The sequence below is a fragment of the Streptomyces lateritius genome (assembly GCF_014649715.1).
Taxonomy (GTDB): Bacteria; Actinomycetota; Actinomycetes; order Streptomycetales; family Streptomycetaceae; genus Streptomyces; species Streptomyces lateritius.
The window spans coordinates 79,299-102,082 of record NZ_BMTO01000006.1 but is presented as its reverse complement, the minus strand read 5'-3'; the positions used below and the strand labels follow the sequence as shown (position 1 = coordinate 102,082).

The window sequence follows — 22,784 nt, the reverse complement described above, 5'->3', positions numbered from 1 at the left end:
CGCAAACCTCGGCGGCGGATACAACCCCTTCAGGAAAGTTTTTTTTGATTCCTCGGTGTCGGCTAGGTCACAGCCGTACTTCTAAGGGGTGGATGCCAGCCTAAACGTTCGAGTGAAAGGACTTTCGGCCCTTCCACTCACACAATCACACGCAGTGCACGGCGTACGCCTGTGAACGTCACGCTCGTACGCAGTCCGAGGTGGTCTCCGTCCATCTGCAAAGGGAGGGGAACCTTCGAATGCAAGGTGAAGTCCGTCAGATCGTGCAGAGAGGCCGCGTGCTTGCCCCGGGGGCCCCGGTCGGGGGTCGAGGTCAGCAGTTGGGTGGCGTACCGGGCCACCGCGGCGGTCGAGAGCCGGCTCAGTCCGAGGACGTCCAGAGCGGTCTCGAAGGACGCCTCCGGGGACGCGTACACCGGGCGATTGCCCAGGTAGGTCCAGGGAGAGGTGTTGCAGATTATCGACAGGACCAGGTCCTCGACCGGGTCCGCGCCGGGGCGCTCCAGGGTGATCGTCCCGCGCCGCCGGTGCGGTTCCTCGAGGAACTGTCGGAACACCTGACGGAGGTAGAGGGCGTGCGTGGATCTCTTCCCGCGTTCCCTCTGCTGTTCGACCCGCCCGATGACACCGGCGTCGAAGCCGAACCCCGCGCAGAACGTGAACCAGCGAGCCGGCACCGACTCGTCCTCGGTGCCGGGGGTCCCCGACGCCAGGCCGAGGCTCACGGTGCGTGCACGGCGCTCTCGCAGGGCGTCAAGGAGTGCCCCGGTCGCCTCCACCGCGTCGTTCGGCAGTCCGAGCGCGCGGGCGAAGACGTTCGTGGAGCCGCCGGGGACGACCGCGAGGCCGGGCAGCCGCTCGGGGTCCGGGCCGTCGTGAAGGAGCCCGTTGACCACCTCGTTGACGGTGCCGTCCCCGCCGAGGGCGACGACCAGCTCGACGTCCTTCGACTCGGCCGCCCGCCGGCCGAGGTCACGGGCGTGACCGCGGTACTCGGTGGTGACGGCCTCCAGCTTCATCTCGCTCGCGAGCGCGTGGATGAGGACGTCACGCGTGCGGGCACTGGTGGTGGTTGCTGCCGGATTGACCACGAGAAGTGCGCGCATGGCCGCCAGCGTACCTACCCGGGGGTACCGGGCCCAGAGGGGTGGGTCCGCCGCACCCCGCTACCCTGCCAGGTATGAGCAGTACGGAACAGACCGCTGAACAGCCCGCCGAGGAGACCTCCCGCCCGGCCCGACTGACCGCGGCGGCCGCGGTCGCCGGGATCGAGGCGCTGGCGCTGCTGGTCGGAGGCCTGTACGTCCTCGTGACCGGAATCACCGGCAAGCCGGACGACCTGACCCAGGCCGTCACCGCCGGGGCGACGCTGGTCGCCCTCGGACTGATCCCCGGCGCGGCGGCGCGCGGACTGCTGCGCCGCAAGGGATGGAGCCGCGGCCCGGCGATCATCACCCAGATCCTGGCCCTGCCGGTCGCCTGGCAGCTGCTCCAGGCGAACAGCGGACTGATCCCGGCGGGCATCGCGCTCGCGGCCCTCGCCGTGACCGGCCTGGTGCTCCTGGTGAACCCGGCGACGACCGAGGCCCTGGGCATCGGCCGTCGCGGCGAGGCGTAGCGGCACCGTAGCGGGAGACGAGGCCGGGGGCCTCTCCCCGCTCCGCCCCTCCCCGACCCCTGTTCTACTCCTCGACGAGGAGCTTCTCCCGGAGCTGGGCCAGCGTGCGGGCCAGCAGGCGGGAGACGTGCATCTGGGAGATGCCGACCTCCTGTGCGATCTGCGACTGCGTCATGTTGCCGAAGAAGCGAAGCAGCAGGATCCGCTTCTCCCGGGGCGGCAGGTCCTCCAGGAGCGGCTTGAGCGACTCGCGGTACTCGACGCCCTCCAGGGCCTCGTCCTCCGCGCCCAGCGTGTCCGCGACCGCCGGGGACTCGTCGTCCGTGTCCGGGACGTCCAGGGAAAGCGTCGAGTAGGCGTTCGCCGACTCCAGACCCTCCAGGACCTCCTCCTCCGAGATGCCCAGGCGCTCCGCCAGCTCGTGCACCGTGGGGGAGCGGCCGTGCTGCTGGGAGAGCTCGGCCGTCGCCGTTGTCAGCGAGAGCCGCAGCTCCTGCAGTCGGCGCGGCACCCTGACCGCCCACCCCTTGTCCCGGAAGTGGCGCTTGATCTCGCCGACGACCGTCGGGGTCGCGTACGTCGAGAACTCGACGCCCCGCTCCGGGTCGAACCGGTCCACCGACTTGATCAGGCCGATCGTCGCGACCTGCGTCAGGTCGTCGAGCGGCTCGCCTCGGTTGCGGAAGCGCCGGGCCAGGTGCTCGACCAGCGGCAGGTGCATCCGTACCAGCCGATTGCGCAGCTCCGCCTTCTCCGGGGAGCCCTCGGGCAACTTGCGCAGCTCGATGAAGAGCGCCCGTGCCCCACTCCGGTCGTGCGGATCCGGAGCCTCCTGCGGCTCGGACACCTCCGGGGCCTCGGGCGTCCCTGAGGTCCCGGGACCCTCATGGCCTTCGGCTGTCCCGGAGACCTCGGGGACATCGTTGTGTTGCTCGTGCTCGCTCATCTGGACCGCCTGCTCCGTAGCGACCTCGACCTCGACCTCCGGATGCGGCCGCGCCTGCTGCTCAGGGATGCCGGCCGTCGCGTCCCCGCTCCTCACGCCGGGCCTGGCCCCGCGCCGCGCTGTTTGTACAGGCTGATGGAGACCGTGCGGTCGTCCGCCACGGAGGACTCGACCTTTCCGGCCAGCGCCGAGAGGACGGTCCACGCGAAGGTGTCCCGCTCCGGGGCCCGGCCGTCCGTCGTCGGGGCCGAGACCGTCACGTCGAGCGAGTCGTCGACCAGGCGGAAGACACAACTGAGGACGGACCCCGGTACGGCCTGCTGGAGCAGGATCGCGCAGGCCTCGTCGACCGCGATCCGCAAGTCCTCGATCTCGTCGAGGGTGAAGTCCAAGCGCGCCGCGAGGCCGGCCGTGGCCGTACGCAGCACGGACAGGTAGGCACCCGCAGCGGGCAGCCGGACTTCCACGAAGTCCTGGGTCCCGGGCTCGCCTGCGATCTGGGACACCCTCACCTCCAAGGTGGCACAAGCTCATTCGGGGCCCGGGGAGAAAGCCCCCGAACCGGGCGGTACGCAGTCGGTTGCGCAATCCGCCGTGACGCTATCGCGATCCATGCCGCCGTGTCGCCGTGGGCCCCGGACGGGGCCCACCCCGCTGTCACTCATGGTAAGTCCATGGGTACGCACAGTGGCTAGGGGTCTGCGGGGCCCAAATCGGCAACGGTCGGCGGCCCATTGACCGCGGGGGTGTGACGTACCCAGACCTCAGACGATCGAACCGTCCACGAAGCACCAGCGCCAGCGTTCCCCCGGCTCGAAGGTCCGCATCACCGGGTGCCCCGTGGTCGAGAAGTGCCCCGTGGCGTGCCGTCCCGACGACGAGTCGCAGCACCCCACGTGCCCACAGCTCAGGCAGAGCCGCAGCTGGACGGGGTGGGTGCCGTCGGACAGGCACTCCGGACAGGTGTCGGTCAGCGGCGCCGGTTCGGGGCGCGGCATTTCGGCAACGTGGGGGCACTCGCTCATGATGGCCAGGTTACGTGGTGGAGCGAGACGGGGACCGGGCATGGACGCACTGCAGCTGGTGGGGCTGGTCGCGGCGAGCGCCGCGGTCGCGGGGATCGCTCGAAGAACCCCGGTACCCGCGCCGCTGCTCCTGGTGGGGGCCGGACTCGCCGCCTCCTACGTCCCGGGCGTCCCCGACTACACGCTCGATCCGCACATCGTGCTGCCGCTGATCCTCCCGCCGCTCCTCCACACGGCCGCGGTGGAGTCCTCGTACCTCGACCTGCGGGCCAACATCCGGCCGGTCGCCCTGCTCTCCGTCGGCTACGTCCTGTTCGCCACAGTGGCGGTCGGCTGGCTCGCGTACGTCCTCGTCCCGGACCTGCCGCTGACCGCCGCGCTCGTGCTCGGCGCGGTGGTCGCGCCGCCGGACGCCGTCGCGGCGACCGCGATCGCCCGCAAGCTCGGGCTGCCGAACCGCATCACCACCATCCTCCAGGGCGAGTCCCTGGTGAACGACGCCACCGCGATCACCGCCTACAAGGTCGCGCTCGCCGCTGCGGTCGGGGCGGGCGTCAGCTGGGCGGGCGGGATCGGCGAGTTCGCCCTCGCGGCGGTCGGCGGAATCGGCGTCGGACTCGTGCTCATGGTGCCCATCCACTGGCTGCGCTGCCGCCTGGACGGCCAGGCCCTGCTCCAGAACACCCTCTCCCTGCTGATCCCCTTCATCGCCTACGCGGCCGCCGAGGAGGTCGGCGCCTCCGGCGTCCTCGCGGTGGTCGTCGTCGGCCTCTTCCTCGGCCACCGCAACTGGCAGGTGGACTTCGCCACCCGCCTCCAGGAGGAGGCCGTCTGGAAGATGGTCGCCTTCATCCTGGAGTCCTCCGTCTTCGCCCTCATCGGACTGCAGCTGCCGTACGTCGTCGAGGGCCTCGGCCGGTACGGGATCGGCGAGGCGGTCTGGTACGCGGTGGGGGTCTTCGTGGCCGTGGTCGTCGTCCGGTTCGTCTGGGTCTTCCCGGCCACCTTCCTGCCCCGCCGGATGTCGGAACGCATCCGGCGACGCGAACCGGGCGTGGACTGGAAGGCTCCGGTCGTCGTCGGCTGGGCCGGCATGCGGGGCGTGGTCTCCCTCGCGATCGCCTTCTCGATCCCGGTGGCCACCGGCGGCGTCGAGTTCCCCGCGCGCAACCTCGTGCTCTTCCTCACCTTCACGACCGTGATCGGGACCCTGGTGGTGCAGGGCCTCACCCTGCCGCCGCTGATCCGGCGGCTGAAGCTCCCCGGCCGCGACGCGCACGGGGAGACCCTCGCCGAGGCGCAGGCCCAGAGCGAGGCCTCCAGGGCCGCGGAGGAACGCCTGGAGGCGCTTCTCGCCGACGAGCGCAACACCCTGCCCCAGCCGCTGGCCGACCGGCTCCGCACGGTTCTCGAGCGGCGCCGCAACGCGGTGTGGGAGCGGCTCGGTGCCGTCAACGAGGTCACGGGCGAGACGGCCGACGACACCTACCGGCGGCTCGCGCGGGAGATGATCGACGCCGAGCGGGAGGTCTTCGTCCGGCTCCGCGACGAGCGCCGGATCGACGACGAGATGATGCGCACCCTGCTGCGCCGCCTGGACCTGGAGGAGGCGGCGGCCTACCGCGAGGGGACCGCCTGAGCCGCCGCCGTCAGGACCGGGGGCCGGTTGTCACGGCCGCGATCCGGGTCCCCGGAGCGAAGGCGCCCTCCTCGGCCAGGGCGACGAGTCCGTAGAGCATTTTGGCGACATACAGTCGCTCGATGGCGAGTTCATGCCGCGCCTCGAAGTCCTGGGCGAACGCCTCCAGGGCGGGCGTCGTACGGGCGTAGCCACCGCAGTGGAAGCGATCGTCCAGGGACCAGGCGCCCCGCGGACCGCCGAAGGCCGCCGTCTGCAGGGCCCGGATCTCCGCGCCCAGGAAGCCGCCCTTGAGGACCGGGACGCCCAGTGCCCTCTGCCCGGCGTCCAGACCGGCCGCCAGGCCCGCGAGGGTGCCGCCCGTACCGCAGGCGACGGCGACCACGTCCGCGGCGCCGGACAGCTCGCGGCCCAGCTCCACACACCCCTGGACGGCGAGTGCGTTGCTGCCGCCCTCGGGCACCACGTACGTCCCCGCGGGGGACCGCGCGAGCAACCGGGCCAGCACCTCGGGGTCGTTCTTCGCCCGGTAGGTGGCCCGGTCCACGAACACCAGCCGCATCCCGTCCGCCGCGCACCCCGCCAGCGAGGGGTTCAGCGGCCGGCCGGCCAGTTCGTCCCCCCGCACGACTCCGATCGTGTCGAAGCCGAGCAGCCGGCCGGCGGCGGCCGTCGCGCGCAGATGGTGCGAGTACGCGCCGCCGAAGGTGAGCACCGGGCGGCCGTCCGCCGCGCGCAGATTCAGCGCCAGCTTGCGCCACTTGTTGCCCGGCAGCTCCGGGTGGATCAGATCGTCGCGCTTGAGCAGCAGCCGCAGGCCGTGCCGGGTGAGACGTTCGTCCTCGACCGGCTCCAGGGGGGACGGGAGCCGGGGCCGCAGGCGGGAAAGGGCGAGGTCGAACGCGTTCACCCGGCCATTCTCTCCCAGGGGCCTACCGCAGCCGCTCCGCGATCCGCTCCCGCATCGAGGCCATCGTGAAGCCGCGCGGATCCACCTTCCCCGGCTGCCACTCCCGGTGCCCGATCACCGAGCGCTGGGTCCAGCCGTGCACCCGGCAGACCGCCGCCGCGGCCTTCGCGATGGCCTCCAGCTGGACCTTCGGCCACGGGTCCTTGCCGTCGCCGAGGTTCTCGCACTCGAAGCCGTAGAAGTGACGGTTGCCGTCGGTGGTGGCCTCGTTGTCAGGTGGGAGGTGCTGCTCGGCGATGACCGCCCGAAGCACGTCGTCGTCGCCGGACCCCGCGTGGTTCGCGCGGCCGTAGCCGACCACGTGGACGGTGCCGTCCTTGGCGATCACGCCGTGACAGAGCGGGCCGGGCAGCGACGCGTGGCCGTCGCGGCAGATACGGACGGTGTTGGCGGTGCCCCGGGTGACGGTGTGATGGATCATCACGCCGTGGACGGGGCCCCAGGGGCCCTTGTGGTTGCGGTTGTGCCTACGCCAGTCGCCGACCTCGACGACCGAGAGGCCCTCGCCGCGCAGTGCGGCGAGGAACCTGCTCGCGGGCATGGGGGAGGCCATGGCCGACTCCTTCGGACAAGCGGAACGGGAGGAACGCTCGTGTCCGGAGTACCGGAGGGGGCCGCTCCACGGCTATCCGTTCGGGCCGTGTGCGAGCCGATCCGGACATTGCGCCAGAGGGGCCGATGTGGCTGAGCTGTTCGAGTGGAAACCGAGTGACATGCCCAGCCGACGGTGATCCACTCCCACCCGTTTGTGTAATGGCGCGCGCACTCTCCGTGCTGAAAGGCTTTCTCTCGCAGCTCAGTCATATCGAGAGGGAGTTCCATGTCCGTTGGTTCGGTTGGCGACGAGGTCCGCGCGGAACAGGCAGGCCCGCAGCAGAGTCTCGGTACCGCCGCCGCGCGGAACCTCGCGACCACCACCAAGTCGGCCCCGCAGATGCAGGAGATCACCTCCCGGTGGCTGCTGCGGATGCTGCCGTGGGTGCAGGTGCAGGGCGGTACGTACCGGGTGAACCGGAGGCTCAGCTACTCCGTGGGTGACGGCCGCGTCACCTTCGTCCAGACCGGTGAGCGGGTCGCGGTCATCCCCGCGGAACTCGGCGAACTCCCCGCCCTGCGAGGCTACGACGACGAGGAGGCCCTCAACGAGCTGGCATCGCGCTGCGTTCAGCGGCAGTACGCGGCCGGAGAGATCATCGCCACCGCCGGCGAGCCCACCGACCGCGTCCACCTGCTCGCCCACGGAAAGGTCGAGCAGATCGGCGAGGGGCCCTACGGCGACGAGGCGATCCTCGGCGTCCTCGCCGACGGCTCGTACTTCGGCGACAGTTCGCTGACCCACGCGGACGCCACCTGGGAGTGGACCGCCCGGGCGGCCACCACCTGCACGGTCCTCGAACTCACCCGCGACGACGTGCGGAACCTCGCCGAGCGTGCGACCTCGCTCGGCGCCCACCTCGCGGGCTTCGCCGCACTGCCGCACCAGCGCACCAACAGGTACGGCGAGGCCGCTATCGACCTCTCCGCCGGCCATGTCGGCGAAGCGGTCGTCCCGCACACGTACGTGGACTACGACGCCTCGCCGCGCGAGTACGAACTGTCCGTCGCGCAGACCGTGCTGAAGGTCCACAGCCGGGTGGCCGACCTCTACAACCAGCCGATGAACCAGACCGAGCAGCAGCTGCGGCTCACGGTCGAGGCGCTGCGCGAGCGCCAGGAACACGAGCTGATCAACAACCGGGAGTTCGGCCTCCTCTCCAACTGCGACTACGGGCAGCGGCTCCAGCCCCACGACGGCGTGCCCAGCCCGGACGACATGGACGAGCTCCTCTCCCGCCGCCGGGGCTCCAAGATGTTCCTCGCCCACCCGCGCGCCATCGCCGCCTTCGGGCGCGAGTGCAACCGGCGCGGCCTGGTCCCCGAGTCCATCGAGATCAACGGCAACCGGATCCCCACCTGGCGCGGCGTACCGATCTACCCCTGCAACAAGATCCCGATCTCGGACGCCCGGACCACCTCGATCATCTGCATGCGTACGGGCGAGTCCGACCAGGGCGTGATCGGCCTGCACCAGACCGGGATCCCGGACGAGATCGAGCCCAGCCTGTCCGTCCGCTTCATGGGCATCGACGAGCAGGCGATCATCTCCTACCTCGTCACGGCCTACTACTCGGCGGCGGTGCTCGTCCCGGACGCCCTCGGTGTCCTCGAGAACGTGGAGGTCAGCCGCTGGCACTGACCCCCGGTGAGCCACGGCGGGGGTCAGCCCCCCCCCCGCGCCCACCCTCCCCACGCCGAGCCCGAGAAGGAGGGAAGACCGTGACCATGACCCGTGCGGATGCCGCTGCCGACAGCCGAAGCGCCGTGGCGCTCCTGGACCAGACGCGGACCGCCGTCCATCCCCAACTGCGGTCCACCGTCGAGTCGTTGCCGGGCTCCATACGGCGAGTGGCGATGTACCACTTCGGCTGGGAGCACGCCGACGGCTCCCCGGCCGCGGGGCAGGCGGGCAAGGCGATCCGGCCCGCGCTCGTGCTCGCCGCCACCCGCGCGCTCGGCGGTGATCCCGCCCCGGCGGTCCGGGCCGCCGCCGCGGTGGAGCTGGCGCACAACTTCACCCTGCTGCACGACGACATCGTCGACGAGGACCCGACCCGCCGTCACCGGCCCACGGCATGGACGGTTTTCGGCATCCCGGACGCGCTGATCGCGGGCGACGCGATGCTGGCACTCGCCCTCAGGCTGCTCGCGGAGGACGGCCACCCGGCCTCGGCCGCCGCCTCCGCCCGGCTCGCCGCGTGCGTCATCGAACTCTGCGCCGGCCAGCAGGCGGACTGCGCGTTCGAGCAGCGCGGGCCGCACGAGGTCTCGCTGGACGAGTGCCTGGCGATGGCCACCGCCAAGACGGGCGCGCTGCTGGGGTGCGCCTGCGCCGTGGGCGCGCTGTACGCGGGCGCGGGCGAGGAGGAGGTCGCGGCGATGGACGCGTTCGGCCGGGAGGCCGGGCTCGCGTTCCAGCTCATCGACGACCTGATCGGGATCTGGGGCGATCCGGAGCGCACGGGCAAGCCGTCCGGCGCTGATCTCGTCGCCCACAAGAAGTCGCTGCCGGTGGTGGCGGCGCTCGCCTCGGGGACCGAGGCGGGGGAGGAGCTGGCGGCGCTGTACGCCCGTACGGGACTCGACGCCCCGGCGGTACGGGCGGCGGCGGACGCGGTCGAGCGGGCGGGCGGCCGGGACTGGGCGCAGACCGAGGCGGCCGACCGGATGGCCCGGGCCGTCCAGCGGCTCTCCCACGCGGTCCCGGACCTGACGGCGGCGGGGGACCTGCTGGCCCTCGCGGAGTTCGTCACCCGGCGCACCCGCTGAGACACGGACGCGCGCTGGGACACGGACTCCCGCTGAGCCCGCGTCCGCTCAGCCCGATGCGTCCGGCCGGCGGGAGGTCATGCCTCGGGCACGATCCGGGTGACCACGGTCTCGATGAGGGTGTCGAGTGCGCGCTCGTCGTGGAGGCCGGGGACGGTGAAGTGGTCCAGCAGCAGGCCGGTGAGGGCGAAGTAGAGCAGTCGGACCGTGTCCGCGTCACCCGGCATCCCGGAGGCGAGGTGCAGGCGGATGTTCTCGTCGAGGTCGGCGCGCAGCACCTTGGTGAGCTGCGTGCGCAGCTCCGGGCGGCGCGCGGCCTCCAGGCGGAGTTCGAAGAGCCCCAGATAGCAGGTGCGCTCAGCCGCCATCCGGCGGGCGAGCCACCGCATCAGCTCGACGACCAGCTCCCGGCTGGGCTCGGGCCGCAGGGCGGTCTCCAGGGACCCCTCTTCGGGGGTCAGCCGTACGAAGATCTGGTCCGCGACCTGGGAGAGCAGCTGGTCGCGGTCGGCGAAGTAGTTGGACGAGGTGCCCGTGGGGACCCTCGCCCGCGCGTCGACGGCTCGGAAGGTCAGCCCGCGGGCGCCTTCGTCCGCGAGCACCTCGATCGCGGCGTCGAGCAGCGCCGTCCGGCGTTCCGGGTTCCTCGCCATCCTGGGCTCCTTCCGTCGTCTTTCGGGATCTTCTCGAAAATAGGCCTTGCGTAACCACTACAGGTGAAGCACTATAACCGTCGTGGTTGCGATCGCAGCCGCACCCTGGAGAAGAAGAGGACCGGTTTGCGCAAGCTCACCTATTTCATCGCCTGCACCATCGACGGGTTCATCGGCGACCCGAAGGGCGACGCCACGTCCACGTACCGGTACGTGGCAGGGGAGTACCTGGAGTACCTGAAGACCGAGTACCCGGAGACCATCGCGGCCCCCGGGCGGCCGGTCGTCGGGCTCGACCCCGACGCCGAGAACCAGCACTTCGACACCGTGATCCAGGGCCTGAACTCGTACAGGATCGGCCTGGACGTCGGTGTCACCAGCCCGTACAGCCATCTGCGCGAACTGGTCGCGACCCGCTCGCTGACCGAGTCGCCCGACCCGAACGTCGAGCTGATCGCCGACGATCTGGTCGGCCGGGTCCGCGAGCTCAAGGCTGAGGACGGTCCGCTGGGCATCTGGCTCTGCGGCGGTTCCACGATCGCCGGTGAGCTCATCGACGAGATCGACGAGCTGATCATCAAGACGTACCCGCAGGTGTACGGCTCCGGCATGCCGATGTTCGGTGCCGACTTCGAACCCCGCGACTTCGAGCTGGGGGCGGTCCGCACCTTCGACAACGGCGTCCTCGTCCGTACGTACATCAGGAAGCGGTGACCAGGGGGCCGCTCTACCCTTGAGGTATGGGCAGCAGCCAAGGACGTCACACCGGCCACGATCCGCAGGCCGAGCCGGTCTGCTTGGCCTGTGGCCGGCCCGTGGGTACGGCCATCAGACGGCACAAGGTCATGGGGGCCTGGGTGCCGTACTGGGAGGCACGGCCGTGCGCCAACCCCGGGTGCGCACTCTTCGGGAGGAAGGCCGACGGCTCGCTCCCGGTGGGCGCCGAGGCGGCCGGGGACACCGAGGGCGTCGGGGAGCCGGAGGTCTCGACGGCCGCCGGGCCCACGCAGGGCGCCGGGCCCCCGGAGGGCGGCGGGCCCGGGGGTGCGGATGCCACTACCGCGCATGTGACCGGCAAGAACGGCGAGACCGGGAGAAGTCCGGCCTCAGGGTGACCGGCCGCGCGGAGGTGCCGGTCAGACCGCTACAGTCCGCGCATGTCATCGGAGTCGACGGAAGTCTGGACCGGCTGGTACCGGGATCGCAGTGGCGCGGAAGCGATCGTGATCACGGCGGGCGGGAGCCGGGTGTCCACCCGCATCAGGGGAATCGAGTACACGGGCGAGACCTTCGCCGCCCTGTGCGCGGCGGGAGAGGGCGGCGAGACCCTCACCGGCTGCGTGCTGGAGTGGGACCTGCCGCTCCCCGTCGTCATGGGCGGCGCGACCGAGCAGGCCACGCTCAGCTGCCTGCTGACCCTCGGTGAGCGTGCGGACCTGAGCCTCACGCTTCACTACGCCGGCGCGGCCTTCGCGTCGGGCATCGCCGGGGGCGGCTTCGACGAGGCCCTGGAGCGGGTCAGGCGCCAGTTGCCGTCGGGGGCCGAGTTCGGCCGCCGGCTGCTCCAGACCGCCTGACCGACTCGCCCCGCCGGGCGGCGACATCACGAGATCAGGCGAGCCCGTCCCACTCCCCCCAGCGCGGAGCGGGGCCCGGCTCGCCCAGGTCCGTGCCCGGTTCCGAGGCCGAGACGTCCTTGGCGATCGGGTTCCCCAGCCGAAGTCAGGACCGCTCCGTGGAACGTGCCGGAGAGCCGGCGCAGCGCGTCCGGCCCGCCCACGGCCTCGTGCAGGGTGTGTTCGTGCTCGGCGGTCATGGAGCGCCTCCGGGTCCGGGGTCCGTGCCCTCGGCATCCACGCAACGAGCCGTGGGACCAGGGGCGTCCGGACCCGGAGGGTTCAGCTCTCCGCGATGTCCGCAGGCCTCAGGGGGCGAGGGCCTCAGGAGGTCTTGAACGCCGACGCCAGGCCGTAGCGCCACAGCTGGTCGACGCGGGCCCGCTCCTGGGAGTTCGGCTGGGCGTTCTGGCAGGAGGTGCCCGGGCCGCCCCCGGACATCAGCTCACTGCACGGGCCGGAGTAGTGGTCCGGGAGGCCGAGGACGTGCCCGGTCTCGTGGGCGGTGACGCGGGTGGAGTTGTACTGCTGGTTCTGGCGGTAGTCGAGGAAGATGTAGCCGCGGCCGTGACCGTCGGTGGAGGCGTACGAACCGCGGGAGTCGTTGCCCTCGTAGTAGCGGAAGTCGGGGTTGCTGCCCTCCACCAGCCGCACGTTGACCACGGAGCTGTTCCATATCTGGGTGCTCCGGGCGATCTGGGTGCGGAACGTGGGGGCGTTGGCGGCGCTGTAGACGACGGTGACGGCGGCCGCGCCGGGGTTGGCGGCCCGCTTCTCGGCCACGGACTTCACGACGGCTTCGAAGAACGCCTTGTTGGCCTTGGCCTCTTCGGCGGACCCGGCGTAGGCCGCGTAACCGGAGGGCGCCGCGGCCGCGGGGGTGGGGGCGGCCGAGGCGGTGGGCGCGGCTCCGAGCGCGGTGGCGAGGCCGAGGCCGAGGGTGGCGGCGAGCGAGGCGGTGAGGACCTTGGGGTGTCTCATGGGGGGGCTCCTCCTGATGGGTTGGAGAGAGTGTCGGGGGAGCCGGGGCCGCGGCGGATGATGGCAGCAGGCGATAGCGCGAGAGCATCACCACGGCCTGGGAATCCTGTCGCCGCTCCTTCCAACTGCGCGTGCAGGCAAGCGGATTGGTGGGACGCGAGTGTCTGGTGCGGCCCGGGGTGCCGTCCTACCCTCGGGGCATGGAGCTGGAGGTGAGGCATCTGCGGGCGCTCTGCGCCATCGCGGACACGGGCAGTCTGCACAAGGCGGCACGTCAACTCGGCGTGAGCCAGCCTTCGTTGACGACCCAGCTGCGCCGGATCGAGAACGCCCTCGGCGCCGAGCTCTTCGCGCGCGGCCGCACCGGCTGCCGTCCCACCCCGCTGGGCCGTTCGGTCCTCAGCAGGGCACGGCCGCTGGTGGACCAGATGGCGACGCTGATCACCGAGACCAGGGCCGCGGCCGCGCGCGTCGACGGGCCGCTGCTGCGGGTGGGTTCGACCGCGAGCCGGGCCCTGCCGGGCTGGCTGCGCCGGCTGCGCCAGGGGCGCCCCGGCACGGACATCGCGCTCCACATGGACGTCTCCGCCAACGCGCTGCTGCGGTCGGTCGCGTCCGGCCAGCTGGACGTGGCCTTCGTCCACGAGGTGGAGGGGTGTCCGCTGCGGGTGCCCGAGGGGCTCCAGGAGCGGGTCCTGGTCGAGCGGGAGCCTCAGTTCGTCTCGATGGCCCGGGACCACCCAGCCGCCGGACGGCCCGTGGTGGAGCTCACCGACCTCGCCGAGGACCGCTGGATGGTGGACCCGACGGTGGACGGCGAGTGGGACGGGCTGCGGCGCGTCCTGCGCGAGGCGGGCATCGACCCGCCGCTCCTGCACGGGGACTACCACACGGCGGCCTCCCTGATCGTCCTCGGCGAGGCCGTGGCGCCCTGTCAGCCGACCTCCGGCCCGCGCGAGGACATGGCGATCCGCCCGCTGCGGGACGACCCGCTGGCGGTACGCCTGCTGCTGTACGCCCGCCGTGGGGCCCCGCTTGATCCGCTGTACGCCGATCTGGCGGCGGCGTACCGGGAGGCGGCGCTGCGGGCGGCGCCGTACCGGCAGTGGATCCGGCTGCACGGCTTGTCGGTGGGGCCGGGCATGATGACGGGCATGACGGATCTTGTGGACGTGGCGCCGCTCATGGCGGAGGAGTGCGTACGGGCATGGGCGGCGGACGGCGCCGGGGGAGAGCCGCGGTGAGCGCCGCACGCGTGCGCCACGCGCTGCCCGGCGACATGGAGCGGGTGGCGGAACTGGCCGCCGAACACGCCGCCTACGAGAAGGCCGCCCCGCCGGCGCCGGGCCTCGCGGACCGCCTGTCCCGCCTGCTGTTCGGCCCCGAACCGTCCCGCCTGCGCTGCCTGGTCGCCGAACTCCCCGACGGCAGCCTCGTCGGCTACGCCACCTGCGCCCCCGAATTCTCCACCTGGGACGCGGCGGAGTACCTGCACATGGACTGCCTCTACCTCTCCGCGGCACAGCGCGGCCTGGGCCTCGGCCCTCTCTTCATGACGGCGCTGCGCGCCGAGGCCCGCGCCCTGGACCTCCCCGAGATCCAATGGCAGACCCCGGCCTGGAACGAGGGAGCGATCCGCTTCTACGACCGCCTGGGCGCCGCCTCGAAGCAGAAGCTCCGCTACTCCCTGCCGGTGGGCGACGCCGGCTGACGCTCCGGACCTGAGCGTGCCCCACGCCGAAGGCGCCCGGCCGGGATCACCGGTCGGGCCCCTTCGGGCGGTGCGGGAGGGAGGAAGGTCAGGCCTTCTTCGTCTCCCAGAAGATGCGGTCGATCTCGGCGATGAGTTCCAGCGCCTTCTCGCCCGTCTTCGGGTCCGTCGACGCCTTGGCGGCCGACAGGGCCTTCAGGGTGTCGTTGATCAGCGTGTGCAGCTCGGGGTACTTCTCGAAGTGCGGGGGCTTGAAGTAGTCGCTCCACAGCACCGAGACGTGGTGCTTGGCGAGCTCGGCGCGCTGCTCCTTGATGACCGTGGCACGCGCGCGGAAGTGCGCGTCCTCGTTGGCCTGGTACTTCTCCTGGACGGCCTTGACCGACTCGGCCTCGATCCGGGCCTGGGCCGGGTCGTAGACACCGCAGGGGAGGTCGCAGTGGGCGCTGACCTTCACCTTGGGGGCAAACAGGCGGGAAAGCATTCAGCTGTCCTTCCTCGTGATCGTCTTCTCAGGTGGGAGATTACTCCCCGAGAAGCCTGTTTTCGCGAGCGCCCCCTGGGGCTTAGGACAAAAGTCCAGGGTCACCATGGGACTCGTGGAGGAGTGGACGATCGGACCGGGAGGTGCCGGATGACGGAAACGGGGCGGGGGTCCGGGCCTCTGTTCGGGATCGCCGAGGTGACGGGGGTGTCCATGGTGCCCACGCTGCTCCACGGCGACCAGCTGCTCGTGCACTACGGCGGACGGCTGCGCCCGGGGAGCGTGGCGGTGCTGCGGCATCCGCTTCAGCAGGACCTGCTCATCGTCAAGCGGCTGATCGAGCGACAGGGCGCCGGCTGGTGGGTGCTCGGCGACAACCCCGACACCGAGGGCGACAGCCGGGTCTTCGGCGCCGTGCCTCCGGAGCTGGTCCTCGGCCGCGTACGGGCGCGCTACCGGCCCGTGACGCCCGGCCGCCGGCGCTCGCCGCTGGTGGTGCTCTCCTGGCTGTTCTCGGCCGTCAGGCCCGTGTGGTCGTCCTCCAGGCCCTCCCGGTCGCTCCGTTCGGCCTCAAGGCGCTTGCGGGCCCGGTAGGCGGCCACGTTGGCGCGGGTCGCGCAGCGGTCCGAGCAGTAGCGGCGGGAGCGGTTCGTCGAGGTGTCGAGGTAGGCGTTGCGGCACGGCGCCGCCTGGCACAGGCCGAGCCGGTCGGCGCCGAACTCCGTGAGGTGGAAGGCGAGCCCCATCGCCGCGATGGCCGCGTAGCCCGCGGTCGCGTTCGAGGGGTGGTCGGCCAGGTGCATGTGCCAGCGCGGGCGGCCCTCGTCGTCCAGGTGGTCGTGCCCCGAGATCTGCGGGCTGACCGGGAACTCCAGGAGCAGCGAGTTCAGCAGGTCCACGGCGTGGGTGTGGTCCCCCTCGTCCGCCGCGGTGAAGACCGCCCGCAGCCGGGCGCGGACCGAGCGGAAGCGCGTGACGTCGGCGTCCGTGACGCGCCGGGCCATCTGCGAGGCCGCGCCGAAAAGCTCGCGGACCGCCTCGACCGAGGTCAGGGAGTCCTTGTTACGGGCCGGCTCCTCGGTGTTGACCAGACGCACGGCGTAATCCGAGTAATAGGCCAGTTCCACTTGTAGTCCTTACTCCGGCGGTCTAGGGTCTCGTGAGGGAGGGGTAAGCGATGGCTCCCCTCCGAGGGTATTACGAAGAGGGGAAGGTACGGAGATGACGGACACGGCGACGACCGGAACCGACTGGGCGGCCTGGCAGCGGAGCTGGGACCGTCAGCAGGAGTGGTACATGCCGGACCGCGAGGAGCGGTTCCGCGTGATGCTCGACATGGTCGAGGCCGTGGTGGGGCCGGAGCCCCGCGTCCTGGACCTGGCGTGCGGTACAGGGAGTATCACGGACAGGCTGCTCAAGAGGTTCCCCGGAGCGCGCAGCACCGGCGTCGACCTCGACCCCGCCCTGCTCGCCATCGCCGAGGGGTACTTCGCCGGCGAGGAGCGCGTCACCTTCGTGACCGCCGACCTCAAGGACCCTGACTGGGTCACCGCGCTCCCCCACACCTCGTACGACGCCGTGCTCACCGCCACCGCGCTGCACTGGCTGCACACCGAACCCCTCACCACCCTCTACGGGCAGCTCGCCGGCCTCGTCCGCGACGGCGGTGTCCTCATGAACGCCGACCACATGATCGACGAGACCACGCCCCGTATCAACGCCGCCGAGCGCGCCCGGCGCCACGCGCGCATGGACCAGGAGAAGGCCGCCGGCGTCCTCGACTGGACCGACTGGTGGGCGGTGGCCGCCAAGGACCCCGTCCTCGCCGAGCCCACCGCCCGCCGCTTCGAGATCTACGGCGAACACGCCGACGGCGACACGCCCTCCGCCCGCCGCCACGCCGAGATCCTGCGCGCCGCCGGTTTCGACGAGGTCCGCCCGGTCTGGGCCTCGCCGTCCGACACCCTGCTGCTCGCGCTGAAGTAGCCGCCGCGAGCACACGGGCAGGGGCGGTACGGGAATCCCGTACCGCCCCTGCGCGTCGTACCGCTGCGCCACTACAGCACCTTGGACAGGAACGCCTTCGTCCGGTCGTGCTGGGGGTTGCCCAGGACGTCGCGCGGGTGACCCGACTCGACCACCACACCGCCGTCCATGAACACCAGGGAGTCGCCCACCTCGCGGGCGAAGCCCATCTCGTGGGTGACGACGACCATCGTCATGCCGGACTCGGCGAGGTCGCGCATGACGTCGAGGACATCACCGACCAGCTCCGGGTCCAGCGCCGACGTGGGCTCGTCGAAGAGCATCAGCTTCGGCTCCATCGCCAGCGCGCGGGCGATGGCGACACGCTGCTGCTGGCCGCCGGAGAGCTGCGAGGGGTAGTTCCCGGCCTTGTCGGCCAGGCCGACCCGGTCGAGCAGCCGCTCGGCCCGCTCGCGCGCCACCGCCCTCGACTCGCCCTTCACCTGGATCGGCGCCTCCATGACATTGCCCAGGGCCGTCATGTGCGGGAACAGGTTGAAGCGCTGGAAGACCATGCCGATGTCCCGGCGCTGGGCCGCGACCTCACTGTCCTTCAGCTCGTAGAGCTTGTCGCCCTTCTGGCGGTAGCCCACCAGCTGGCCGTCGACGTAGAGCCGACCGGAGTTGATCTTCTCCAGGTGGTTGATGCACCGCAGGAAGGTGGACTTGCCGGAACCGGACGGGCCGATCAGGCAGAACACCTCGCCGTTGTTCACCTCGAGGTCGATGCCCTTGAGGATGTGCGCGGCGCCGTAGGACTTGTGGACGCCCTCGGCCTTCACCATGGGGGTCATGCGGCACCTCCGCTCTGGTCGGACCTCAGGGACAGCAGGTTCGATTTGATCTTCTGCCACGGCGTGGGCGGCAGCGAGCGCAGCGAGCCGCGGGCGTAGTGCCGCTCCAGGTAGAACTGACCGACGCTGAACACCGAGGTCAGGATGAGGTACCAGATCGAGGCGACGAAGAACATCTCCATGACCGCGAACGAGGTCGAGGCGATGTCCTGCGCGGCGCGCAGCAGATCCGGGTACTGCACGGCCACGACCAGGGACGAGGTCTTCAGCATGTTGATGAACTCGTTGCCGGTCGGCGGGATGATCACACGCATCGACTGCGGGAGCACCACGCGCCGCATGGTCTTGGCCTGGCTCATGCCCAGGGCGTGCGAGGCCTCGGTCTGGCCCTCGTCGACCGACTGGATGCCGGCCCGGACGATCTCCGCCATGTACGCGCCCTCGTTCAGGCCGAGGCCCAGCAGGGCGGCCAGGAAGGGGGTCATGACATCGGTCATCTCGTCCTTGTAGAACCCGATGTTGAACACCGGGAAGATCAGGGCGAGGCTGAACCAGATCAGCAGCTGCACATAGACCGGCGTGCCGCGGAAGACCCAGATGTAGAGCCAGGCGACGGAACTGGTCACCGGGTTCTTCGACAGGCGCATCACGGCGAACAGCACGCCGAGCACCAGGCCGAGGGCCATCGAGGCCACGCTGATCAGGATGGTGTGCCAGAGACCGCTCAGGATGGTGGAGTCGAACAGCTTCTCCGGCACGGTCGCCCAGCGCACGTTGCCCTGGGAGAAGGCGTATCCGAGGAGCGCCAGCAGGGCGACCACCACGACGCCGGCGACCCAGCGTCCGTAGTGGCGGACCGGAATGGCCTTGATGGCCTCCGGCGGGACTCCGGCCGGGGCGGGCGACGCCCCGGCGGGAACCTTGTCGAGCTTGTCAGTCACAGCGACTGCCCTTCAGTGGTACGCGTGGGTCAGGAGCCGCCGTTGATCTTCGCCGCCGGGATGGCGCCGTCACCGGCGTTCCACTTGTCCAGCGCTGCCTTGTAGGTGCCGTCCTTGATGATCGCGTCCAGCGCTTCCTTGATGGCGTCGCGCAGCTGGGTGTCCTTCTTGTCGACGGCGATGCCGAAGAAGCCCGCGTCCGTCTTGTTGGCGATGGCCTCGAAGTCGTTGCCGCCGCCCGCGGTCTTCGCGATGTACGCGGCGACCGGCGAGTCGTTCAGGTCGGCGACGGCGCCGCCCGCCTTCACGCGGGTCTGGGCCTCGGCGTCGGTCGGGAAGGACTCGAAGGTGAGGGCCGGCTTGCCGTCCTTCTTGCACTTCTCGGCCTGGTCCTTGGCGGCCTGCTCGTACGTCGTGCCCCGCTGGACGGCGAGCTTCTTGCCGCACAGGTCGTCGAGGGACTTGATGTTCTCCGGGTTGCCCTTCTTCACCAGGATGCCGGTGGAGGCTGTGAAGTAGTCGACGAAGTCGACGCCGGTGCCGACCTTCTTGCCCTTGTCGTCCAGACCCTCCTGGCGGGCCTTGGTGTCGGTCATCGAGGACATCACGATGTCCGTACGACCGGTCGGCAGCGCGGTGAGCAGGGTGTCGAAGGTCCCGCTGGCGAACTCGAACTTCACCCCGAGCTGCTTGGAGAGGGCCGCGGCGATGTCGGGGTCGACACCGACGATCTTGTCGCCCTGCTTGAACTCCATCGGGGCGTACGTGGCGTCCGTGCCGACCTTGATGACGCCGGCCTTCTGGATTTCGGCGGGCAGCTTCGAGAAGAGCGGGGCGTTGGACGACGCGGCGCCGGTCTGGGTACCGCCCTCCGTCTTCCCGCCTTCGGTCTGGTCGCCGCAGGCGGTCAGCAGCATGGAGCCGGCGACCGCGATGGCGGCGACCGCGGCAAGACGGGACGTGCGGGTCTTGGCGGCGGTCGTACAGCGCGTGGAGCGTGCGGTCATGGTCGGGTTCCTCCGGCGTGTGAGGGAGTTGCCATAGGCCGCGCACGCACCTTCGGGTGTCGCGACCTCGTGTGATTACGGCATCTTGCCATTCGGACTGCCTCAAACGGACGGCCACGCATGTCAAAATCGGGTAACGGGTGACCCCCGAATCGCGACAGGCCGGTACATCAGGGCCGGACCTTCTCCTGGGATACCCCCCTGGAACCGAAAAATCTCCGGTTGATCTCGCCATTCGGACGACACGAAGGCCACGATCCGGTGTACCGATCCGCTTGTCCGGACATGGGGTGACGCGCCTGCTCTGCGCAAGCCGCCGATACGGCCGTATGAGTCGCATCACCGCTCCGTTATGGACTCGTCCGCGGTGCCCTCCGTCCGGTAAGAAGGATCCTTACACCCCTCATCCGGGGCTCAGGGCGCGTTGTGCGGCGCGCCCGCGCGGCTGCCAGACACGGCGGCTGCGGGTTCCGCCCACCCCTCCTCACCAGGAGAGGCCAACCCTCAGGCAATGAAGAATTAAGGGGTCAACCCAATGGCAGCGGAGATCGTCAATCCTCGCAGCGAAAGCGGTACGGAAGGGGCTCAGGAGGAGCCCTTCGATCCGGCTTTCGCCCTGCACCGCGGCGGCAAGATGGCCATCTCGGCCACGGTGCCGCTCCGCGACAGGGACGACCTGTCCCTCGCGTACACACCCGGCGTCGCCAAGGTGTGCACCGCTATCGCCGAGCAGCCGGAACTGGTCCACGACTACACCTGGAAGTCTCAGGTCGTCGCCGTCGTGACCGACGGAACGGCCGTGCTCGGACTCGGCGACATCGGCCCGGAGGCCTCGCTTCCGGTCATGGAGGGGAAAGCGATCCTCTTCAAGCAGTTCGGCGGCGTGGACGCGGTGCCGATCGCGCTCGCCACGACCGACGCCGACGAGATCGTGGAGACCGTCGTCCGGCTCGCTCCCTCGTTCGGCGGAGTGAACCTGGAGGACATCTCGGCGCCGCGGTGCTTCGAGATCGAGCGCAAGCTGCAGGAGCGCCTTGACATCCCCGTCTTCCACGACGACCAGCACGGCACGGCTGTCGTCACCCTCGCCGCGCTCCGCAACGCGGCGAAGCTGACCGGCCGGACCCTCGGTGACCTGCGCGGAGTCATCTCCGGCGCCGGCGCGGCCGGGGTCGCCATCGCCAAGTTCCTGCTTCAGGCGGGGCTCGGCGACGTGGCCGTCGCGGACCGCAAGGGCATCGTCAGCGTGGACCGTGAGGACCTCACCCCGGTCAAGCGCGAGCTCGCGGAGATCACCAACAAGGCGGGCCTCACCGGCTCCCTGGAGACCGCCCTGGCCGGCGCGGACGTCTTCATCGGCGTCTCCGGCGGTACGGTCCCGGAGGCGGCGGTCGCCTCGATGGCGCCGAACGCCTTCGTGTTCGCCATGGCCAACCCGAACCCCGAGGTCCACCCCGACGTCGCGCACAAGTACGCGGCCGTCGTGGCGACCGGCCGTTCGGACTACCCGAACCAGATCAACAACGTGCTCGCGTTCCCCGGCATCTTCGCGGGCGCCCTTCAGGTCAGGGCCTCCCGGATCACCGAGGGCATGAAGATCGCCGCGGCCGACGCGATCGCGGACGTGGTCGCCGACGAGCTCTCCGCCGCATGCGTGATCCCGTCGCCGTTCGACGAGCGGGTCGCCCCGGCGGTCGCGGCCGCGGTGGCCGCCGCCGCCCGCGCGGAGGGCGTGGCGCGACGCTGACGTGTCCGTCCGCGCGACGTACACCGGGAAAAGGCCCCGTCCGAGGACGGGGCCTTCTCCGTGTCCGCGCCCCGTGACCGGGCACGGCCGACCGTCGACAGACGCGACAGGGCGCCCGGAGGTGAACCGAGCGCCAGAAGGGGGGACGTGCGTCACAGTGCGGTGTGGTTCCGTCACCCGGGCGCCGGACCCTAGGCTCACGTGCATGTTCGCTGCCTACGCCGCCAGAATCGACCGCGACCAGCCCCTGAACGGACTCGAGCTCGGCGAACGTCCCGAGCCCGAGGCGCGACCCGGCTGGACGACCGTCACCGTCAAGGCCGCCTCCCTCAACCACCACGATCTGTGGTCACTGCGCGGGGTCGGACTGCCCGAGGAGAAGCTGCCGATGATCCTCGGCTGCGACGCCGCCGGCATCGACGAGCACGGCAACGAGGTGGTCCTGCACTCCGTCATCGGCCAGACCGGCCACGGCGTCGGCCCGGACGAGCCCCGCTCCATCCTGACCGAGCGCTACCAGGGCACCTTCGCCGAGCGGGTCACCGTCCCCTCGTGGAACGTGCTGCCCAAGCCCAGGGAGCTCTCCTTCGAGGAGGCCGCCTGCCTCCCGACCGCCTGGCTCACCGCGTACCGCATGCTCTTCACCAACGCCGGGGTGCGGCCCGGCGACTCCGTGCTCGTGCAGGGTGCGGGCGGCGGTGTCGCCACCGCCGCGATCGCCCTCGGCAAGGCCGCGGGCCTGCGGGTGTACGCCACCAGCCGCGACGAGGCCAAGCGCAAGCGCGCCGTCGAGCTGGGCGCCGAGGAGGCGTACGAGCCGGGCGCCCGTCTCCCGCGGCGGGTGGACGCGGTCATCGAGACCGTCGGCGCGGCCACCTGGTCGCACTCGGTCAAGTCGCTGCGGCCCGGCGGCACCGTCGTCATCTCCGGCGCGACCAGCGGCGACCGTCCCTCGCACGCCGAGCTGACCCGGATCTTCTTCCTGGAGCTGAAGGTCGTCGGCTCCACGATGGGCTCGAAGGACGAGCTGGAGGACCTGCTCTCCTTCTGCGCGGCCACGGGGGTGCGGCCGGTGATCGACGAGGTGCTGCCGCTGGACCGCGCGCGCGAGGGCTTCGAGAAGATGGCCTCGGGCGAGCTTTTCGGGAAGATCGTCCTCACGGCCTCTTGATGGCCGGTCAGATGAGCTGATGGGATCTCCGGCACCGCGAACACACCGTCGTGCCGGAGGTTTCCCGTGTTACGAACATCCCCTGGGGGG

The 22,784-nt window shown here is 70.9% G+C and carries 25 protein-coding genes and 1 pseudogene; 13 read left to right on the top strand and 13 right to left on the bottom strand.

Going from position 1 to position 22,784, the window contains the following annotated elements:
* Positions 1 to 137: 137 nt before the first annotated feature.
* Positions 138 to 1,106 (bottom strand): diacylglycerol/lipid kinase family protein, encoded by a 969-nt coding sequence (locus IE136_RS13640; protein ID WP_158990295.1) that lies wholly within the window; start codon positions 1,104 to 1,106, stop codon positions 138 to 140.
* A gap of 74 nt (positions 1,107 to 1,180) precedes the next feature.
* Here IE136_RS13640 and IE136_RS13635 point away from each other — a divergent pair, with 74 nt between their 5' ends.
* Positions 1,181 to 1,618 carry a hypothetical protein gene (locus IE136_RS13635; RefSeq protein WP_158990297.1) on the top strand — a complete coding sequence of 146 codons (438 nt, stop codon included), beginning with the start codon at positions 1,181 to 1,183 and terminating at the stop codon, positions 1,616 to 1,618.
* A 64-nt stretch (positions 1,619 to 1,682) separates the two neighbouring features.
* On the opposite strand, the gene IE136_RS13630 is transcribed toward IE136_RS13635, so the two are convergent.
* From IE136_RS13630 to IE136_RS13620, 3 genes are all read right to left on the bottom strand, one after another.
* On the bottom strand, positions 1,683 to 2,660 hold the full coding sequence (locus tag IE136_RS13630; RefSeq protein WP_158990299.1) for an RNA polymerase sigma factor SigF: 978 nt from the start codon (positions 2,658 to 2,660) through the stop codon (positions 1,683 to 1,685).
* Entirely contained in the window at positions 2,657 to 3,070 is a 414-nt protein-coding gene (locus IE136_RS13625) for an ATP-binding protein (protein ID WP_019889334.1), read from the bottom strand. The genes IE136_RS13630 and IE136_RS13625 overlap by 4 nt, the downstream gene beginning before the upstream one ends.
* Positions 3,071 to 3,328: 258 nt before the next feature.
* Positions 3,329 to 3,589 carry a UBP-type zinc finger domain-containing protein gene (locus IE136_RS13620; protein WP_158990301.1) on the bottom strand — a complete coding sequence of 87 codons (261 nt, stop codon included), beginning with the start codon at positions 3,587 to 3,589 and terminating at the stop codon, positions 3,329 to 3,331.
* A 40-nt stretch (positions 3,590 to 3,629) separates the two neighbouring features.
* On the opposite strand from IE136_RS13620, the gene IE136_RS13615 reads away from it, so the two are divergent.
* On the top strand, positions 3,630 to 5,228 hold the full coding sequence (locus IE136_RS13615) for a Na+/H+ antiporter (protein WP_158990303.1): 1,599 nt from the start codon (positions 3,630 to 3,632) through the stop codon (positions 5,226 to 5,228).
* Between the two features lie 10 nt (positions 5,229 to 5,238).
* Here IE136_RS13615 and IE136_RS13610 read toward each other — a convergent pair whose 3' ends face one another.
* Together IE136_RS13610 and IE136_RS13605 are read right to left on the bottom strand one after the other, a co-directional pair.
* Entirely contained in the window at positions 5,239 to 6,138 is a 900-nt protein-coding gene (locus IE136_RS13610; RefSeq protein WP_158990305.1) for a 1-aminocyclopropane-1-carboxylate deaminase/D-cysteine desulfhydrase, read from the bottom strand.
* 22 nt (positions 6,139 to 6,160) lie between these two features.
* Positions 6,161 to 6,751, bottom strand: a complete 591-nt coding sequence (locus IE136_RS13605) for an N-acetylmuramoyl-L-alanine amidase (RefSeq protein WP_189600463.1) — start codon at positions 6,749 to 6,751, stop codon at positions 6,161 to 6,163.
* Between the two features lie 267 nt (positions 6,752 to 7,018).
* Between IE136_RS13605 and IE136_RS13600 the strand changes: the two genes are divergently transcribed.
* Together IE136_RS13600 and IE136_RS13595 are read left to right on the top strand one after the other, a co-directional pair.
* On the top strand, positions 7,019 to 8,434 hold the full coding sequence (locus IE136_RS13600) for a family 2B encapsulin nanocompartment shell protein (RefSeq protein ID WP_158990309.1): 1,416 nt from the start codon (positions 7,019 to 7,021) through the stop codon (positions 8,432 to 8,434).
* Between the two features lie 86 nt (positions 8,435 to 8,520).
* Positions 8,521 to 9,564 (top strand): family 2 encapsulin nanocompartment cargo protein polyprenyl transferase, encoded by a 1,044-nt coding sequence (locus tag IE136_RS13595; RefSeq protein ID WP_189600589.1) that lies wholly within the window; start codon positions 8,521 to 8,523, stop codon positions 9,562 to 9,564.
* Between the two features lie 77 nt (positions 9,565 to 9,641).
* Here IE136_RS13595 and IE136_RS13590 read toward each other — a convergent pair whose 3' ends face one another.
* Complete coding sequence (locus IE136_RS13590) at positions 9,642 to 10,217, bottom strand: TetR/AcrR family transcriptional regulator (RefSeq protein WP_158990313.1); 576 nt, start codon at positions 10,215 to 10,217, stop codon at positions 9,642 to 9,644.
* Between the two features lie 126 nt (positions 10,218 to 10,343).
* Here IE136_RS13590 and IE136_RS13585 point away from each other — a divergent pair, with 126 nt between their 5' ends.
* Genes IE136_RS13585 through IE136_RS13575 form a run of 3 tightly spaced genes read left to right on the top strand, consistent with a single transcriptional unit; the run spans position 10,344 to position 11,794 of the window.
* Positions 10,344 to 10,931, top strand: a complete 588-nt coding sequence (locus tag IE136_RS13585) for a dihydrofolate reductase family protein (RefSeq protein ID WP_189600462.1) — start codon at positions 10,344 to 10,346, stop codon at positions 10,929 to 10,931.
* Positions 10,932 to 10,957: 26 nt separating this feature from the next.
* On the top strand, positions 10,958 to 11,332 hold the full coding sequence (locus IE136_RS13580) for a hypothetical protein (RefSeq protein WP_189600461.1): 375 nt from the start codon (positions 10,958 to 10,960) through the stop codon (positions 11,330 to 11,332).
* A gap of 42 nt (positions 11,333 to 11,374) precedes the next feature.
* Complete coding sequence (locus IE136_RS13575) at positions 11,375 to 11,794, top strand: DUF6304 family protein (RefSeq protein ID WP_158990317.1); 420 nt, start codon at positions 11,375 to 11,377, stop codon at positions 11,792 to 11,794.
* A gap of 363 nt (positions 11,795 to 12,157) precedes the next feature.
* Here the strand turns inward: IE136_RS13575 and snpA are convergent, their stop codons facing one another.
* Positions 12,158 to 12,814, bottom strand: a complete 657-nt coding sequence (gene snpA, locus IE136_RS13570; protein WP_158990319.1) for a snapalysin — start codon at positions 12,812 to 12,814, stop codon at positions 12,158 to 12,160.
* A 200-nt stretch (positions 12,815 to 13,014) separates the two neighbouring features.
* Between snpA and IE136_RS13565 the strand changes: the two genes are divergently transcribed.
* Together IE136_RS13565 and IE136_RS13560 are read left to right on the top strand one after the other, a co-directional pair.
* Entirely contained in the window at positions 13,015 to 14,058 is a 1,044-nt protein-coding gene (locus IE136_RS13565; protein WP_189600460.1) for a LysR family transcriptional regulator, read from the top strand.
* Positions 14,055 to 14,525, top strand: a complete 471-nt coding sequence (locus IE136_RS13560; RefSeq protein ID WP_373309059.1) for a GNAT family N-acetyltransferase — start codon at positions 14,055 to 14,057, stop codon at positions 14,523 to 14,525. Before IE136_RS13565 ends, IE136_RS13560 begins: the two co-directional genes overlap by 4 nt.
* A gap of 88 nt (positions 14,526 to 14,613) precedes the next feature.
* Here the strand turns inward: IE136_RS13560 and sodN are convergent, their stop codons facing one another.
* Entirely contained in the window at positions 14,614 to 15,009 is a 396-nt protein-coding gene (gene sodN, locus IE136_RS13555) for a superoxide dismutase, Ni (protein WP_158990323.1), read from the bottom strand.
* 150 nt (positions 15,010 to 15,159) lie between these two features.
* Here sodN and sodX point away from each other — a divergent pair.
* Positions 15,160 to 15,444, top strand: a pseudogene (gene sodX / locus IE136_RS36415) (nickel-type superoxide dismutase maturation protease); the annotation flags it as partial.
* Positions 15,445 to 15,461: 17 nt separating this feature from the next.
* Here sodX and IE136_RS13545 read toward each other — a convergent pair.
* Positions 15,462 to 16,136 (bottom strand): CGNR zinc finger domain-containing protein, encoded by a 675-nt coding sequence (locus IE136_RS13545; protein WP_229818829.1) that lies wholly within the window; start codon positions 16,134 to 16,136, stop codon positions 15,462 to 15,464.
* Positions 16,137 to 16,230: 94 nt separating this feature from the next.
* Here IE136_RS13545 and IE136_RS13540 point away from each other — a divergent pair, with 94 nt between their 5' ends.
* Complete coding sequence (locus IE136_RS13540) at positions 16,231 to 16,995, top strand: class I SAM-dependent methyltransferase (protein WP_189600457.1); 765 nt, start codon at positions 16,231 to 16,233, stop codon at positions 16,993 to 16,995.
* A 71-nt stretch (positions 16,996 to 17,066) separates the two neighbouring features.
* Here the strand turns inward: IE136_RS13540 and IE136_RS13535 are convergent, their stop codons facing one another.
* Genes IE136_RS13535 through IE136_RS13525 form a run of 3 tightly spaced genes read right to left on the bottom strand, consistent with a single transcriptional unit; the run spans position 17,067 to position 19,776 of the window.
* On the bottom strand, positions 17,067 to 17,828 hold the full coding sequence (locus tag IE136_RS13535; RefSeq protein WP_158990329.1) for an amino acid ABC transporter ATP-binding protein: 762 nt from the start codon (positions 17,826 to 17,828) through the stop codon (positions 17,067 to 17,069).
* Positions 17,825 to 18,769 (bottom strand): amino acid ABC transporter permease, encoded by a 945-nt coding sequence (locus IE136_RS13530; RefSeq protein WP_158990331.1) that lies wholly within the window; start codon positions 18,767 to 18,769, stop codon positions 17,825 to 17,827. The genes IE136_RS13535 and IE136_RS13530 overlap by 4 nt, the downstream gene beginning before the upstream one ends.
* A gap of 29 nt (positions 18,770 to 18,798) precedes the next feature.
* Complete coding sequence (locus IE136_RS13525) at positions 18,799 to 19,776, bottom strand: ABC transporter substrate-binding protein (RefSeq protein WP_158990333.1); 978 nt, start codon at positions 19,774 to 19,776, stop codon at positions 18,799 to 18,801.
* Between the two features lie 535 nt (positions 19,777 to 20,311).
* On the opposite strand from IE136_RS13525, the gene IE136_RS13520 reads away from it, so the two are divergent.
* Both IE136_RS13520 and IE136_RS13515 read left to right on the top strand, forming a co-directional pair.
* Positions 20,312 to 21,523: an NAD(P)-dependent malic enzyme gene (locus IE136_RS13520; RefSeq protein ID WP_158990335.1), complete on the top strand. Its 1,212-nt coding sequence runs from the start codon at positions 20,312 to 20,314 to the stop codon at positions 21,521 to 21,523.
* A 205-nt stretch (positions 21,524 to 21,728) separates the two neighbouring features.
* Positions 21,729 to 22,694, top strand: coding sequence for a zinc-binding dehydrogenase (locus tag IE136_RS13515; protein ID WP_158990337.1), 966 nt, complete (start codon positions 21,729 to 21,731; stop codon positions 22,692 to 22,694).
* Positions 22,695 to 22,784 lie beyond the last annotated feature (90 nt).